Annotated in this window: 14 protein-coding genes and 2 riboswitches; of the genes, 3 read left to right on the top strand and 11 right to left on the bottom strand. The window is 32.5% G+C overall.

Going from position 1 to position 15,426, the window contains the following annotated elements:
* Positions 1–51: 51 nt before the first annotated feature.
* From HMPREF2629_RS02190 to HMPREF2629_RS02175, 4 genes are all read right to left on the bottom strand, one after another.
* Positions 52–807, bottom strand: coding sequence for a zinc-ribbon domain-containing protein (locus HMPREF2629_RS02190; protein ID WP_049414253.1), 756 nt, complete (start codon positions 805–807; stop codon positions 52–54).
* A 189-nt stretch (positions 808–996) separates the two neighbouring features.
* Positions 997–2,103: a hypothetical protein gene (locus HMPREF2629_RS02185; RefSeq protein ID WP_054105913.1), complete on the bottom strand. Its 1,107-nt coding sequence runs from the start codon at positions 2,101–2,103 to the stop codon at positions 997–999.
* The gene (locus HMPREF2629_RS02180) at positions 2,100–3,302 is read right to left on the bottom strand and encodes a 5,10-methylene-tetrahydrofolate dehydrogenase (protein ID WP_054105914.1); all 1,203 of its coding nucleotides are present in this window, start codon (positions 3,300–3,302) and stop codon (positions 2,100–2,102) included. Before HMPREF2629_RS02180 ends, HMPREF2629_RS02185 begins: the two co-directional genes overlap by 4 nt.
* An 89-nt stretch (positions 3,303–3,391) precedes the next feature.
* Complete coding sequence (locus tag HMPREF2629_RS02175) at positions 3,392–4,984, bottom strand: solute:sodium symporter family transporter (protein WP_054105915.1); 1,593 nt, start codon at positions 4,982–4,984, stop codon at positions 3,392–3,394.
* Between the two features lie 276 nt (positions 4,985–5,260).
* Positions 5,261–5,362: riboswitch (TPP riboswitch) on the top strand.
* 123 nt (positions 5,363–5,485) lie between these two features.
* Between HMPREF2629_RS02175 and HMPREF2629_RS02170 the strand changes: the two genes are divergently transcribed.
* Entirely contained in the window at positions 5,486–6,235 is a 750-nt protein-coding gene (locus HMPREF2629_RS02170; protein ID WP_054105916.1) for a 3-oxoacyl-ACP reductase, read from the top strand.
* A gap of 63 nt (positions 6,236–6,298) precedes the next feature.
* On the top strand, positions 6,299–7,591 hold the full coding sequence (locus HMPREF2629_RS02165) for an LLM class flavin-dependent oxidoreductase (RefSeq protein ID WP_054105917.1): 1,293 nt from the start codon (positions 6,299–6,301) through the stop codon (positions 7,589–7,591).
* Between the two features lie 95 nt (positions 7,592–7,686).
* Here HMPREF2629_RS02165 and HMPREF2629_RS02160 read toward each other — a convergent pair whose 3' ends face one another.
* The 7 genes from HMPREF2629_RS02160 to HMPREF2629_RS11125 all read right to left on the bottom strand — a co-directional run bounded on the left by HMPREF2629_RS02160 (position 7,687) and on the right by HMPREF2629_RS11125 (position 13,471).
* Positions 7,687–8,451 (bottom strand): DUF4064 domain-containing protein, encoded by a 765-nt coding sequence (locus tag HMPREF2629_RS02160; RefSeq protein ID WP_054105918.1) that lies wholly within the window; start codon positions 8,449–8,451, stop codon positions 7,687–7,689.
* 92 nt (positions 8,452–8,543) lie between these two features.
* Complete coding sequence (locus HMPREF2629_RS02155) at positions 8,544–10,499, bottom strand: FtsX-like permease family protein (protein ID WP_054105919.1); 1,956 nt, start codon at positions 10,497–10,499, stop codon at positions 8,544–8,546.
* 1 nt (position 10,500) lies between these two features.
* The gene (locus HMPREF2629_RS02150; protein WP_002488212.1) at positions 10,501–11,250 is read right to left on the bottom strand and encodes an ABC transporter ATP-binding protein; all 750 of its coding nucleotides are present in this window, start codon (positions 11,248–11,250) and stop codon (positions 10,501–10,503) included.
* Between the two features lie 131 nt (positions 11,251–11,381).
* Positions 11,382–12,278: a sensor histidine kinase gene (locus HMPREF2629_RS02145; RefSeq protein ID WP_070813129.1), complete on the bottom strand. Its 897-nt coding sequence runs from the start codon at positions 12,276–12,278 to the stop codon at positions 11,382–11,384.
* A 5-nt stretch (positions 12,279–12,283) separates the two neighbouring features.
* On the bottom strand, positions 12,284–12,949 hold the full coding sequence (locus HMPREF2629_RS02140) for a response regulator transcription factor (RefSeq protein WP_070508443.1): 666 nt from the start codon (positions 12,947–12,949) through the stop codon (positions 12,284–12,286).
* A gap of 12 nt (positions 12,950–12,961) precedes the next feature.
* Positions 12,962–13,129: a hypothetical protein gene (locus tag HMPREF2629_RS11130; RefSeq protein WP_176746862.1), complete on the bottom strand. Its 168-nt coding sequence runs from the start codon at positions 13,127–13,129 to the stop codon at positions 12,962–12,964.
* Between the two features lie 168 nt (positions 13,130–13,297).
* Positions 13,298–13,471, bottom strand: a complete 174-nt coding sequence (locus tag HMPREF2629_RS11125) for a hypothetical protein (RefSeq protein ID WP_002449232.1) — start codon at positions 13,469–13,471, stop codon at positions 13,298–13,300.
* A gap of 71 nt (positions 13,472–13,542) precedes the next feature.
* Positions 13,543–13,644: riboswitch (SAM riboswitch) on the bottom strand.
* 208 nt (positions 13,645–13,852) lie between these two features.
* Between HMPREF2629_RS11125 and HMPREF2629_RS02135 the strand changes: the two genes are divergently transcribed.
* The gene (locus tag HMPREF2629_RS02135) at positions 13,853–15,328 is read left to right on the top strand and encodes an alkaline phosphatase (RefSeq protein ID WP_002488271.1); all 1,476 of its coding nucleotides are present in this window, start codon (positions 13,853–13,855) and stop codon (positions 15,326–15,328) included.
* Positions 15,329–15,426: the final 98 nt, after the last annotated feature.

Below are 15,426 nucleotides of genomic sequence, written 5' to 3'. Positions count from 1 at the left end.
ACTTCTTGAGGTTAAATTCTTAGATGCTTGTGAACATGTTGATATCTGTTTTTATCTTTCAGCTAAGCACTGAATTTTTGCAATATGATTGCCATCAATATCAACTGCAACTAAATATCCGTTACTTTTATCATTGTTATAAATAATTTCAGTAGGTGTATAACTATCATATGAATAATAGCGACTTAAAAAATCATCTACTTTTACATTATCTGGGCTTACGCCTACTGCTATTACCTTACCTTCTTCATTATTAGGGCTATAATCTACTGTAATATTTCCATATTTCGTTGATTTCCATTTGAACCCTGGCACTTCCAATATGCCTGTAGGTTTACCTATTAATTTTTCAACTTCATTTTTTGTCATACCTACCTTAATACCATAATAGCCGTCTCTACAATCACTCTTTAAATATGTATTTTCAAAATCTTCGGACATCACATCAATATTTGGAGACTTCATACGTATCTCTTTATCATTTTTTTGTTTAGATTTTTTCTCTCCTTGTCTCACTGTCTTTTTGATGTCTTCTTTAGTTTTATGATGTGTGCTTGTCACTTCCTCACTCTTTACCATTTCTGGTTTCACAAAAAAGAAATAGTATGTTAAACCTCCAGAAATTAAAATAGCTACTATAAGTATTACGAATAAAATATATGGCCACCTTTTGTTTTTTTGAGATGCCGCACTTTCATATAATTGATTCTCTCTATATTGTTTAAAAACTTTTAAATCACTACCACATTTATTACAAAATGATTGACCTTCTTTAATTTGATTTCCACATTGTGGACAAAATTTCATGATGTTACCTACTTTCTTTCTTATGATGCACATAATTCTGTTCGTGTTGTAGGTTGTCTGTGTCTTAGTTTAATCCATTCACACTTATATTTATTCATTATTTTAAATGACTTTAAAGATGTTTTCTATAAATTTATTATATTATATAAAAAAATAATAATGAAGTGTTTCTCACTTCATTATTACTAATTAGTTATTCTTTTCATAACGTACTTTTTGACGGTAACCATATGTGCTTTCTTTAATTAATTGATCATTAAGCAAACCTGCACCTATTGCTCCTGCAACAGTAGATATTGAGGTTGCAAACCAAGGAATACTTAAATAAAGTTGAACACTGGCTGGTCCTTTTAAACCTACTTGTTGTCCTAAGAATCCTGGAGGTAATAAAACCAGCTCTGCTATTAAGAATAATGAATATAAAATCATATAATATATAACAATGGCTATAAATAAAGTCATGATAGTTGTTAAATTATATAACATTACAATTCTTTTATGCTTAGCTTCTTTTGTAGATTCCCATAAACCATGGGATACCATTATCCAAACGAGCATACCTAAAATTGCCATGATGGAAATTCCAAATAATCGCCATACAGAAAAATCAAGACCCATATTCCACATGGTTGAAAAAATCAATCCGAATGCACCTGTCGTAAAAGCAATCGCTACAATATTACTTAAACTTGCCATCATATTCAGTGGGTTATTCGCAAAGGTCATCCCACTGACAAGTCGCATCATTCCAAGACTACGTGAATTTGATAAATATCTTAAATGATTGTTTCCTGTTTCTTTTAAATGTACTTCAGTTTTCTCAATACGTGAAAAAGGAAATTGTTTATTAATTTCTTTCTTAACTCTATTATTGTCATCATAACCCACATGCTCTCTTTCAGAATAATGAAGTTCATTAATAATGGTTACGATAGCATGTTTAAAGCGATTCTTTACAGGACGCCATCCAAATGCAGGATATGAAAATATTGCAGCGCCATTTTTTTTATTAATATCTAAAGCAAGTACGTTTTGATGATAGAACATAGGTAAGTCTGTAATTCCTACAACATAATCCCATTCTCTTTTATTATGATAATCTTGAATTTTTTTGAATATTTCTTCCACACTTTCCGCAAAACCAGTAAGAGGATCCACCACGAGATCAACTTTCCAGTCACGTTGATGATTATCTTGTTCTGATAATATATTGGGTATGTCATTAATTAAACTTTGTGCTAATTTCTCTGTCACTCCTGGCGCCACAACGAGACCAATTAATTTTTCTTCACTCATGTTGTTTCCTCCTCTCTATGATCTTGTTTTTTATGTTCATCTTGTTGATTATCATTATTTTGTTTATTGGATGCACTTTCTTCAACTTGTTGATTTGATGCATCATGAGAAGATGATTGAGCTTGTTCTTTTTCTTTCTTCTCTTGTTCTGCTTCTTTATAACGATGATATTGTCGATACGAATAAGTAATCTGACGGATTTTCTCTTCATTCTCTACAGTAGACCCCATTGCCCCAGCAAGTAAACCTAGTGAAGATACAAACCATACTAATTTTACATAATTTATAAACGTAAAATGAGGATGTGCACTAGTCCATTGATTAAATAAACTTGGTGGAACAAATAATGATACACTTATCGCTAATAAAAGATATAAAATAATATAATTTAAAAGTGTAATAATAAATAATGTGAATATGGTAGTGAAATTATAAATATAGCGATACACACGCTGCGATTTAGCTGTTTTACGTTCAATCAATTGATGTGCATAGAGTAACCAGCCTGTCATACCTAGGATAGCAATAAGCATAAGTATAATAAATCTTACTATAGAGTACTGTATACTCAGCTCCCAAGGCATGGAGAAAATCGATACATAAGTCCCAGTTGCAAAAGCAACTGAAATAATCTTTTTGAAATTAAAAATATTTTTCCATGGTTCATTTGCACGTGTTAACCCTAAAATAAGTTGAATCCAACTGAGAATAAACCATCGATGAATATAACGTTGCTTTGGCGTTTCATCTTCATTTGGTTCTACTGCTTTAGGATGTATAAGCGGATGAATCTTGGGAGCTACTCTTGAAGTTGAATAATACAATTGTTCAATAATAGAAGTTAAACTATTTCTTAATTTTCGTCGTAGATTGATCCAACCTAATGAAGGTAAAGATAGCATCGCTACTTGTTTATCATTATTAAAATCACTAATAACTACTTTATTTCCAGAAATACTTGGTAAATCTGTAATACATACAACAAAATCCCAATCATGTTTATCTTTCATTTTTGCTGCTTTATCAATGCTTTCGTGTACATCTTCAGCTGAACCAATCATTAAATCAACGTGTAGTTGAAATACCCATTCTTGTTGATCATTCACACGTTGATTCAGCTGTTCTTTTATATCTGGAATAACAGCTTCTACATGTTTACGAGATACACCAGGTGAAGGTATCAAACCGATTTTGTGCATTGTGTTATCCTCCTTTCTTTATAGATATATAAAGTGAGGTGTACGTCAAAAAGTCTACTCTTTTCAAACATACACCTATTTATAAATGATTATTTAGCAAGTACAAGTGGTGAAAAAATAATATATACAAGTACGACTAGTCCTAGAACAATACCTCCTGCAACATAACGATATTTCCAAGGTGTCAGATCTACTTTAGCTTTATTAGTATTTAAATCAAATGTATTGGAAGGTTTAAATTTATTAAAGACAAGTATAATTGCTAAATCAATAAAGAACATAAAACTAAAAGTATATAAATAATTTAATTGTGGTACCATAAAACTAATTGCAGCATATAACACAATGTGTGTAACTAAAGCTACTTTAGCGCCTAGTTTAGATGTATGCTTAGAATAAAATGCAACTAAGACCAGTGCAAGTACCGGCATACTATATACACCATTGAACTGTTGCACAATCGCATATAATCCACTTGGGAAAAGTGCAATAAGTGGAGATATACCTACTACAATAACACCAATCACAACTGTCGCGATATGCCCGACACGTGCAATATGTTGATCCGAAGCACGCTTACCAAAAATAGGTTTATAAAAGTCTAAAGTAAAGAGTGTTGTTGTACTGTTTAATGATCCAACAAATGAACTTAATATAGCTCCAAAAATAACTGCCCCGAATAGACCATAACCCCAATCAGGTAAAATCGCCTGAATCAATGCAGGATATGCATTATCATTAGATGTTATACCTCCGTTGAAATAATTATATGCAATAACACCAGGAATCACCGTAAAAATAGGACCAAATACTTTAAATAAACTTAAATATATCGCACCTTTTTGTGATTCTTTTAAATTCTTACCAGCTAAGGCTTTTTGTACAATCATTTGGTTCGCACACCAAAAGAATAAATTATTAAAGAACATACCAAAGAATAATGTTGGCCATGGAACAACATCTGAATCAATGGCCCCAAAAGCGTTTAGTTTTTCAGGCGTACGTTGGACCATGTGGTCGAATCCTTTTACAAAATTCCCATCACCTAAATGATGTAAACCTAAAATTGTAATAATCAAACCACCTATAATTAATCCGACACCATAGATTGAATCACTAAATGCGCTCAGTGACAAACCACCGATAAATAAATAGATAACACCTACTGCACCAATGACAAATGCAATAATAATCGTTGCTGTGGCATCACTTACTCCTAAGTATTCCCCAATACTAAACATTTTATTAAATACTAATGAACCAGAATATAAGACAACTGGTAAAAATGATACAACATAAGTGAAAATAAACAATATAGAAACGAAGCGTTTAGTAAAGGTACCATAACGCATTTCAAGTAATTCAGAAATGGTATCCACACCGTACCTTAAATATTTGGGTAAGAATATCCATGCAAGTAAGACAACGGCTACAGCAGCTGTGACTTCCCAAGCCATAACTTCCATACCCTTGCCATAACTTTGACCATTCTGTCCTACAATTTGTTCTGTAGATAGGTTGGTCATAATAATTGTTGAGGCAATCGTAAATCCTGTTAAACTATTGCCTCCCATAAAATAGCCACCTGCACTATCAGTCTTTATTTTCCTTGAACGCCAAAATGCATAAAGGCTGACTCCAATAACAACGGCTAAAAATAAAATAATTGCTAACCAATTCATAATAAATGTCGATCTCCTTATTTTTTAAAATAAAAAAACGTTAAACTTTCATTTAACGTTGGATAACTAATCTATTCTATGATGTACATGTCTTGTGCCTTATTTATTTTAAACACAGAATATCTAATTTTCAATTATCATATTTAAATTTATTATATAAATAAATTATATAAAATATTATCTTTAAATTTGATGATATTTTTTATGTTGTTGAATATTATATGGAAGCGCTTGACTTCTCATAATAGAAGTCATAAAGTGAAACTATAGTTAAATCATATGCACTAGGGGTGTTTTAAAACTGAGATGAGGTGTAACCTCAAACCCTTTGAACCTGAACTAGCTTATACTAGCGTAGGAAAGTGTCGTATAAAATAAGATGACCTGTTGAGATGTGTCAAACTGTTCTCAATAATGATATATCTATTTTAATGCAACTTTCCTAATGTGAAGGTTGCATATTTTTTTGCTGTAAATGAAGTAAATGGAGGCACGATATTTATGACGAGAACAGTATTAGTAACTGGAAGTAGCCGTGGTTTAGGTGCGGTCATTGCAAAAACATTAGCTAAACAAGGATTTGAAGTTATCATTAATTACAATCAAAGTCGTGAAGCAGCTGAACAATTAGCACATGAGATTGGTGAAAACGCCATTGCTTTACAAGCAGATGTCACACAACGTGACGAAGTCGATCGTTTAGTTAATGAGGCAACACATCATTTTGGAAAAATTGACGTTGTTGTCAATAATGCATTAGTTAATTTTAAATTTGATCCAAATGCGCAAAAGGCATTTAAAGACTTATCATGGGAAGACTACCAACAACAAATTGATGGTACACTAAAAGGCGCTTTTAATGTTACTCAAAGTGTCATTCCACAATTTATAGAGCGTGGTTCTGGCACCATTGTAAGTATTGGCACAAACTTATATCAACATCCTGTTGTACCATATCATGAATACACAACAGCTAAAGCTGGGTTGATTGGGTTCACACGTAATATTGCAGCCGAATTAGGGCAATATGGTATTACTGCTAATGTAGTGTCAGGCGGATTGCTTAAAACAACTGATGCTAGTGCTGTCACTACACCAGACGTTTTTGATTTAATTGCACAGACGACTCCATTACGTAAAGTGACTACCCCACAAGATGTTGCTAATATGGTCGCTTATTTAAGTAGCGAAGCAGCAGATGGTATGACTGGTCAAAATATTACTGTCGATGGTGGTTTAACCATGAATTAATATATAACTGGTCTTCCTTATCTTAGAATAGAAATAAAATAAACATTGGAGTGAGAAATTAAATTGACTCATCAACATCAACTTCATCTCGGCGTATTAATCTATGGATGTGGTCATCATCAAGCTGCTTGGCAACTTCCCAATTCAAGTATTGAACGTATCGGTGATATTCAATACTATCAAGAATTAGCTCAGTTATCTGAAAAAGGGTTGTTAGATGTAGTCTTTTTCGCAGATAATCAGTCTTTTATTCCTAGCTATACTTCTATGCCAAGTTTTTGGTTTGATCCACTGATTAACTTAACTGCTATATCTCAAGTCACACAACATGTTGGATTAGTTCCTACCATTTCAAGTACATTTTCTAATCCATTCACTGCAGCACGTCAGTTACTTAGTTTAGAACATATTAGTGGTGGACGAGTGGGATGGAATTTAGTCACTTCCATGACAGATGCCGAAGCTCAAAATCACAGCATGGAACATCTACCCAATCATGATGAACGCTATAAAAAAGCTGAAGAGTTTGCTCAAGTCATGAATGGATTGTTTGATTCTTGGCATACTGAAGATTTCAAACCCAATCGGCATCATCATACAATGATAAATCGCAATATCAAACCGCTTCACCACAATGGCAAATATTTTCAAGTTGATGGACCATTAACAACACCAAGTAGCATTCAGGGAAAACCTGTGGCCATGCAAGCAGGTGCATCTAAACAAGGTATTGCATTAGCTACAAAATATGCAGATGCAGTATATTCTGTTTCTTGGAATATGAAGCAAGCAAAACGGTATCGCGAGCGCTTAGATAGTGAAATGGCACAACGTGACCATCAGCGTTATATTAAAGTCTTTCCTGGACTAGTCACTTATGTAGGTCATACACATGAAGAAGCATTGAAAAAGAAAGCAGAACTTGATCAACGACTTCCTATCAAAGCCGCTTTAAAGCAACTCAGTTTTTTCATTCAACAAGACTGTAGTCAGTGGGAATTAGATGCTCCTGTGCCTAAACTACCTTCTTTAGAAGAGTTTAACGGTCCCGTCGGTCGATATGAAACCATCTTAGAAATTATTCAAGATAAGCAACCTACTGTCAGAGAACTGCTAAGTTACCTTAATGCGGGGGGTGGACATCTGACACTCATAGGTACGCCAAAAGAAATTGTAGATGAAATGGAACGCTGGTTTAATGCAGGTGTTGCAGATGGATTTAACTTAATGCCACCTTCTTTACCAGATAGTTTAAACGACGTAGTTACACTCATTGTACCTGAATTACAACGTCGTGGCTTATATCGACATCAGTATAAAGGTTCTACACTAAGAGAACACTTAGATTTAGTTTAAGGTCTAATATATTTTATCCAAACCATATAGTAGAAATTAACGTAAAAAGCGATGGTATTAACTTAGGAATACCATCGCTTTTATATATCATATTATTAATATTTGTATGGATCGTTATCTTTTTCTTCTTGAAGCTTTCTTGCTTCATCTTGAATAAAATCATTACTTCGTTTATTCGTTTTATGATTTGAATAACGTTGATCACGATAGTCGTCATCATTTGAATCATTTACGTGTGTATCGTGGTATCTTTCATTATTATTGTCCGCTGCTTGATCTTTATTTGAATAATGATCTTTAATATAACGTTGTTGTTGTCTTTCTTCTTCTTCATTCAAAATGAATGCATTATTATTTGCATTTACATCATGATGGTCTCTTCTGTAATGATCATTATAACCGCCATTGCCATACATGTCATGCTTAGGTTTACGAACAAGTAACATAATACCAGCAATTAACCATAAAATTAAACTAATCCAGTTTGTAGCAATCGCTAAAATACCTGCAATAATTAATAAGATACCTGCAAGTTTAGGTTTTTTATTAATTAAAATACCGCCAATAATTGCAAGAATTAATGGGATGAACGCACCCCATGTAAAGAAATTAAATAAACCACCTAATGCATCCATACCATTATTTATTTCTGTTATAGAAACCTGATTGTCTTGTTTTTGTGTTTCATTAATAATTTGTTCTTTAAAATCAGCATTACCAATAAAGGGTTTAATCATTAAAAATATAATTGCAACTAATGCTTGAATCGCAACACCTATCCAAGTAAGAACGTGTTCCCCTGTACGTTTAATGTTATTGTTACTATTTCTATTTGTTGTATCATCATATTGTTTTACCATTATTCCGCCTCCTTTTTTTATCCTTATACCCTACTGCCTAAAGTCTTACACTCATTTATATATAAGAATGAGGATTTCTTTTTACTAATATATCAACGATGAATGAGACGATAATATACACGAGACGTCATTACATACATCAAAGCATAGATTATCATTACAAACACTAAGACACCGATATAAGTTGTTAAAAATAATTTTATATCATTAACATCTAAAATACCAAGCAAAGTATAAATCATTTTAGAAGCACATAGTACATGTATCATAGATATTATAATAGGTAAAGTAAAAATAATAACTACTTGGTCATTAATAACCGATTTAATTCGTTCTCCTTCTAAACCTACTTGACGCATAATTCGATAGTTTTTTCGATCTTCATATCCCTCAGCAATATTTTTGTAATACATCATCGTAAATGTACCAATCATTAAGACTAAAGAAACAATAGTTCCAACAAAAATCAGACCGCCATAAATATCAAACATTTCCTTATTTAATTCATCTTTATTATCAATTTGAATATCATATTGTTTCATCAATTTAGACTTAATATGATCTATGGACTGTGTATCTTGTGTTTTAAGATTAAAAGCAATGTATGAGTTAATATTTGCTGTTGTTTGATAATAATGAATCAATTGACGTTGTTGATTTACATTATGAGTAACAAGTGTGACTCCACCTGGAACTGGAAATGAAAAATGATCACCTTTTAACTGATTTGTTTTAAATGTTTGATTCATTAATTTGATATGGTCTAATTTTTGAAACATGAAATGATTCGCTAATATTCCCATTTCATTATGTTTCAGTCGCAGGTGCGTATGATTGATTGTATTGTAATCTTTCTGATTCATTACAATTAAATATATACTATCTAAATCCAATGGACTGTTTTCATTATCTCGCTTTACAAATGAACCCTTCTTATAAGTGACTGCAACACTTCCACTTGTATATTCTCTGAAAGCATCAACATCAGCATGTCTCTTAATCTCATTTTCTAGCTGACGTACTTTGTGTTTGCTCGTAGTACTATGATGCACATCTCCACTCAATTCAATACGATATTGTGTTGGCATTAAATGATTCGCACGTTGGTCTACACTACGATATGTAGCAACGCTCATTCCTAGAGTCACAATAAGAAAAGTACATAGCATGGTTAAACTAGCCAAACCAATAGAATTAGAATTCATTCTTGAACTTAAACCAGAAATAGTAAAAAAATATTTAGGTCGATAATAAACACTCGGAATCTTTTGAAGCCAATCTATCACTAAAACACTCAATGATATAAATAAGCAATACGTTCCTATTGTCACTAAAATAAGAGCAATAAAAATATTACGTAGAGAAACCAAAATGAGTGTATCTTTTAAGGCAATCATATAACTGTCAACAACAGTTATGATTCCAACAATCAATAAGATATAGAGTAAAGGTTTGGGCCATTGTTTTTCCGTTGGATGTTGCTGCTGTATTAACTTAATAGGACTTTGAAAAGTGATTTTTATATTATTAACAATAAATAAAAATAGCATCATTATTGCTAACATCAACAAGGTGTATCTCATTGCACTTATATCAAATGGATATTTTTTTAAAGAGACCTGCGTATAACCTAATATTCTATTTAACGACATATAAGTTAATGCACCAAATAAATAACCACCTATAATACTCAGACACCCAATGATAATATATTGATATATTCCTTCTATAAACAGCATTAACCTAAAATGCTTTTTTTCCATACCCAAAATCATATTCATGGCCAGCTCTTTTTGACGACGTCGCATAATAAAACGATTAGCATAAAGAATAAAAAGGAGGCCAAATAGACACATAAAAAAATTTCCTATACTAATAAAAACCGGAATTACATCACTATGCTTATGAATCGAAGTATTCATGTTTAAGGATAATAAAATAAATTCAATACCAAATAATGTACTGATGACTAGAATAAATGGAATTATAATATGACGCTGTGTCTTAAAATTCTGAATGACTAACGTCCAAACCAAGCGAAAAGTCATTTTAATCACCACTTTCGTGAAGCATTGCTAAACTATCAGCAATACGTTTTTGAAACTCTGATTGTAGTTCCTCCCCTCGATAAATTTCATGATATAAACGGCCATCTTTAATGAACAAAATACGTTTGGCATAGGAAGCATCCACAGCCGAATGTGTCACCATTAAAATGGTTTGCTCATTTTTATTAATATCTCTAAATAGTTCCATAATCGTTTTAGATGTTTTAGAATCAAGTGCACCTGTAGGCTCATCTGCGAGTAACAAATCTGGTTCATTAATCAGTGCTCGACAGATAGCCACGCGTTGTTGTTCTCCTCCTGATATTTCAAAAGGATATTTATTAAGAAGTGGTTCAATATGTAACTGATAACTTAAGCGATAAAGACGATGACGCATCGTTTGATGTGAGCGATTCGCAAGTACAAGTGGCATTAAGATATTATCTTTATTTGTCATCGTCGGTAAAATGTTAAAATCCTGAAAAACAAAACCTAAATGGTCTCGACGGAAATAAGCGATTTCTTTATTACGCAATTGACGGATATTTTGCGCGTCAATCGTTATCGTACCTTCAGTAGCTTTATCATAAGTTGCAATTAAATTAAGTAAAGTGGACTTCCCAGATCCAGATTCACCCATAATCGCTACAAATTCACCCCTATCCACATTAAATGACATGCCATTTAATGCGGTAGTAGCATTCAGGCCTCTTCCAAATATTTTTTTTACATTATTCACGTCTAACAACATGATATCCATGCTTCCTTTCTTTTTATTAAACTCTTTAATTTATCACTTACTTCTATCATAAAACAAAAAGAAACCAGTAACATTAATCATTTCTTAAAAATGTTACTAGCTATCCTTACATTATTGAAAGTTTAATTATTTTCTGGGAAATGTATGTCAAATGTAGTTCCTTCATGGAGCGTTGAAGATACTTCTACTTTATGATGTAAATGTGCCGATATATGTTTAACAATAAATAATCCGATGCCACTTGAATGTTGATGAAGTCTTCCGTTATAGCCTGAGTACCCTTTATCGAAAATTTTGGGAAGATCGGCTTTACTAATTCCTACACCGTTATCTCGTATAGATAGCACATGATTTTCGTTGTTAAACGTAATCCAAATATCTTTACCTCTTGCATATTTCAAAGCATTATTAAGCATTTGTTCTATCATGATCGTACACCATTGAACATCAGTCAGTACTTCATCTTCACAACGTGTGTAATGAATAGTTGTTTTTTGATCGATGAATTGAATCGAGTATTTCATAATAAGCGGTTTAACGAGATCGTTAATGGTCACTTTCGAAAAAGACATATCCGTTTCTTGATTCATTAATTTTAAATAGCTGAGTGCAAGACTCGTGTAGTTATCAATTTGTATGATTTCTTGACGCACGCGATTCACTACATTATCTTCATTTCTTTCTAGAAGGAGTTTCGAAGCGGTAATAGGTGTCTTCATTTGATGCACCCATGTTAGAAAATAGTTCTCAACGTTGACTTGATATGCAGCTTGTTCATTTTTTACACGTTGTAATTCATCTTCTAAGTCAGCAACTTCTTCTTTTAAAGACACTGCTTCTTGAAATCCACTAAGTTGAATCAACCAAAAAATAATCATTATGAAAAGAATAATTGCCATACCTAGAAAGAAGGCATTGAAAGGCAAATTAAAAAGAAAGAAAATCATCAAGAAAAGTAATAGAAATAAAGCTACTATCATAATTTGATGACGTATCGATTTTATAAACGCTTTTAACATACTATTTACACCTTATACCCTACATTTTTCTTTGTCTCAATGAAATCAACAATACCGATAGATTGCAGCTTTTTACGTAGGCGTGTCATATTTACTGCTAACGTATTATCATCAATAAAATTCTCTGATTCCCAACATTTTTCAATAATTGCTGTACGATTGACATACTTCCCTTCATTTTGAAATAATTTATTCAAAATTTGTAGTTCAGTAAACGAAAGTTGTACAGAGTCATTGTTGTAGTATAGTGTGGCTTCATCAACAACGAGCTTACACCCTTTAACAGTAATCTCATTATTTGAAACCGTTAAATCATATGTTCTACGAAGCAATGCTTGAATTTTCGCTATAGTAAGTGACAAATTAAATGGCTTTTCAATAAAGTCATCTCCGCCCATTTGAATTGCCATAATTTGATCCATATTGTCAGTACGCGAACTAATGAAAATAATTGGGACATTAGATACTTTACGTATCTCTTGGCACCAATGATAACCATTAAATGTAGGTAAATTAATATCTAACAGCACAAGTTCAGGTTCTGCAGTTTTAAATTCTTCAAGAATATTATCAAACTGCTTAGCAATACTCACTTCATAGTTCCAATGTGAGAGTTCATTTCCTAGACTTTCTGCAATGACGACATCATCTTCGACAATCAATACTTTCATTTTTTTCATCCTTTATTTTGCGTCATGATCATTATTGTCATTAGGATTAGACATTTTATTTTTTTCTTTCTCAAATTCATTTTCTTTATGTTTCGTTTTTTTCTTACGTTTTCTTTCTTCCATAATAGATAATGCGATAAATACAACTATCAGTAAAGGAGATAACATTACGAATATCATTATTGATTCACCTCTATATATTTATTAATGACATGATTTCTTTAACTTTATTTTAACGCTTTTTCTTTAAATTGAATATGTTTGAGATTGACTGTTTCATAAAAAAGTAAGGAGCGAGATTCGAATTCATTTTGAATACGCCGTCTCACTCCCATGCTTCTTTTATTTTTAATCTTCTTTATTTAAAATATATTTTCTAATATCTTCTATGGTAATCGCTTCTTTAATTTGTCTTTGGATATCATTGATTTTTGCTGTTCTTCCCATACTTCCTGCCCAACTTTTAGGACTATGCTGTTCCCAATCATCTAATTCTTTAAATAGTTCTTGTAATGTTGTCATATGTTTACCACCTTTTTTTAATTTGGGTAAATAAAATAGCCCTCCTTAAATAAGAAGCGCTTGTCGACATCTTCTTATCTTTCAGGAAAATCCTGTTGGATGTAGCACCTCACGCAAAGCGCAGTTGCTGAAGTTTCATAGGGCCAATTCCCTCCACTTACTCTTAATAAGATCAAACTATTTTATTTAATACTATTATAGCATACATTTTCAATTCTTTATATTAAATTGATTTATTAAATCATAGAATAGAATAAGTTAATAATTTTTTACAATACCTTAAACTAAAGTTTACTAAATACTTACTTCAAATCAAATAAAATTTCTTAATATAAAGATGTAAGTAATCTATATTTTACATATTAGGGGGCTTTTTTAATAATGAGTTTCATCAATAAATTTGGAAAAACCACAGTAGCAACTTCAATTCTAGCTGCTTCAGTATTAGGTACAACACATGTGTCATTCGCATCTGGTGCTGGACAAGGTGCTCAAGATCAACAAGGTCAAAATGGCGATTACATGGCCATCGGTAACACTAAAAATCCTAAAAATGTGATTTTCATGGTTGGAGATGGTATGGGTCCTTCTTATAATTCAGCTTACCGTTATTATGCAGATAATCCTAATACCAAAGAATTAGATCAAACTGCTTTTGATAAATATTTAAAAGGAACTAACCGTACTAATCCTAACGATCCTAAAGAAAATGTCACTGACTCAGCTGCAGGTGGCACAGCTTTCGCTACAGGTCATAAAACATATAATGGTTCAATCTCTGTAGATAATGATAAAAAACCTTTAAAGTCAGTATTAGAATATGCTAAAGAACAAGGTAAATCAACTGGTTTAGTGACAACAGCAGAAGTCACTGATGCAACCCCAGCTGTGTATGCGGCACATGTAGATGATCGTGATAAAAAAGATGAGATTGCACAACAATTTTATAACGATAAAATTAATGGCCAACATAAAGTAGATGTTCTCTTAGGTGGAGGCTCTAAATACTTCGGTAAAGAAAATGGTCATTTAACTGAGAAATTTCAAAAAGATGGTTACGACTATGTAACCAATAAAACTGACTTAGCTAACTCAAAAAGTGACCAAGTATTAGGTTTATTTGCTGAGAAAAATATGCCGTTACAAATTGATGCACCACAACAAAATCCATTATTAGCAGATATGGAAGAGAGTGCATTATCTAAATTAGAAAAAAATGATAAAGGATTCTTCTTAATGGTAGAAGGCGCTTCAATTGATAAATCTGGTCATCCTAATGATATCACTGGTGTCATGTCAGAAATGAGCGGCTTCGATAAAGCATTCCAAAACGCTATCGACTATGCTAAAAATCATAAAGATACATTAGTTGTCGCAACTGCTGACCACTCAACTGGTGGTTTATCCATCGCTAAAGGCAAAGATTATGTATGGAATCCAGACGCTATTCATAAAATGAAACATTCTGGCAGTTACATGACTGAACAAATTGCTAAAGGTAAAGACCCTGAAACAGTGATCAATGAAGGTTATGGTGTCGACTTCCCTAAAAAACAATTAGATAAAGTTAAAGATGCAGCGAAAGAACTAAAAGACATTAAAGATAAAGCTAAAAATGAAGATGATCCAAAAATTGCAGAAGCAACAACAACATTACAAGACGCCATCCAAAAACCAATTAATGACGAATCTCATACTGGTTGGACAACATATGGTCATACTGGTGAAGACGTAAATACTTACGCATATGGCCCAGGTGCTGATAAATTCCGTGGTAACATTGATAACACAGATAGTGCGAAAAATATCTTCGACTTCTTTGGTCAAGATGTCACGTCTAACCAAAATCAACAATAGTATTGAGCTCATAGATAAGACGTTCTCTATAATTAAAGAGCGTCTTGTTTTATGGTCAGAAAAAGCACTTTAGCAAGTAACGAACTGCTAAAGTGCTT

Origin of the sequence: Staphylococcus sp. HMSC034C12, assembly GCF_001835895.1 — a bacterium.
GTDB classification, from domain to species: Bacteria; Bacillota; Bacilli; order Staphylococcales; family Staphylococcaceae; genus Staphylococcus; species Staphylococcus hominis.
Note: the sequence above shows the minus strand (reverse complement) of the source record. Positions and strands in the feature narration are given on the sequence as shown.

Coding starts and splice junctions, on each gene's coding strand:
- HMPREF2629_RS02190 (WP_049414253.1), bottom strand. CDS start 807: ATGAAATTTTGTCCACAATGTGGAAATCAAATTAAAGAAGGTCAATCA.
- HMPREF2629_RS02185 (WP_054105913.1), bottom strand. CDS start 2,103: ATGAGTGAAGAAAAATTAATTGGTCTCGTTGTGGCGCCAGGAGTGACA.
- HMPREF2629_RS02180 (WP_054105914.1), bottom strand. CDS start 3,302: ATGCACAAAATCGGTTTGATACCTTCACCTGGTGTATCTCGTAAACAT.
- HMPREF2629_RS02175 (WP_054105915.1), bottom strand. CDS start 4,984: ATGAATTGGTTAGCAATTATTTTATTTTTAGCCGTTGTTATTGGAGTC.
- HMPREF2629_RS02170 (WP_054105916.1), top strand. CDS start 5,486: ATGACGAGAACAGTATTAGTAACTGGAAGTAGCCGTGGTTTAGGTGCG.
- HMPREF2629_RS02160 (WP_054105918.1), bottom strand. CDS start 8,451: ATGGTAAAACAATATGATGATACAACAAATAGAAATAGTAACAATAAC.
- HMPREF2629_RS02155 (WP_054105919.1), bottom strand. CDS start 10,499: ATGACTTTTCGCTTGGTTTGGACGTTAGTCATTCAGAATTTTAAGACA.
- HMPREF2629_RS02150 (WP_002488212.1), bottom strand. CDS start 11,250: ATGTTGTTAGACGTGAATAATGTAAAAAAAATATTTGGAAGAGGCCTG.
- HMPREF2629_RS02145 (WP_070813129.1), bottom strand. CDS start 12,278: ATGTTAAAAGCGTTTATAAAATCGATACGTCATCAAATTATGATAGTA.
- HMPREF2629_RS02140 (WP_070508443.1), bottom strand. CDS start 12,949: ATGAAAGTATTGATTGTCGAAGATGATGTCGTCATTGCAGAAAGTCTA.
- HMPREF2629_RS11130 (WP_176746862.1), bottom strand. CDS start 13,129: ATGATATTCGTAATGTTATCTCCTTTACTGATAGTTGTATTTATCGCA.
- HMPREF2629_RS11125 (WP_002449232.1), bottom strand. CDS start 13,471: ATGACAACATTACAAGAACTATTTAAAGAATTAGATGATTGGGAACAG.
- HMPREF2629_RS02135 (WP_002488271.1), top strand. CDS start 13,853: ATGAGTTTCATCAATAAATTTGGAAAAACCACAGTAGCAACTTCAATT.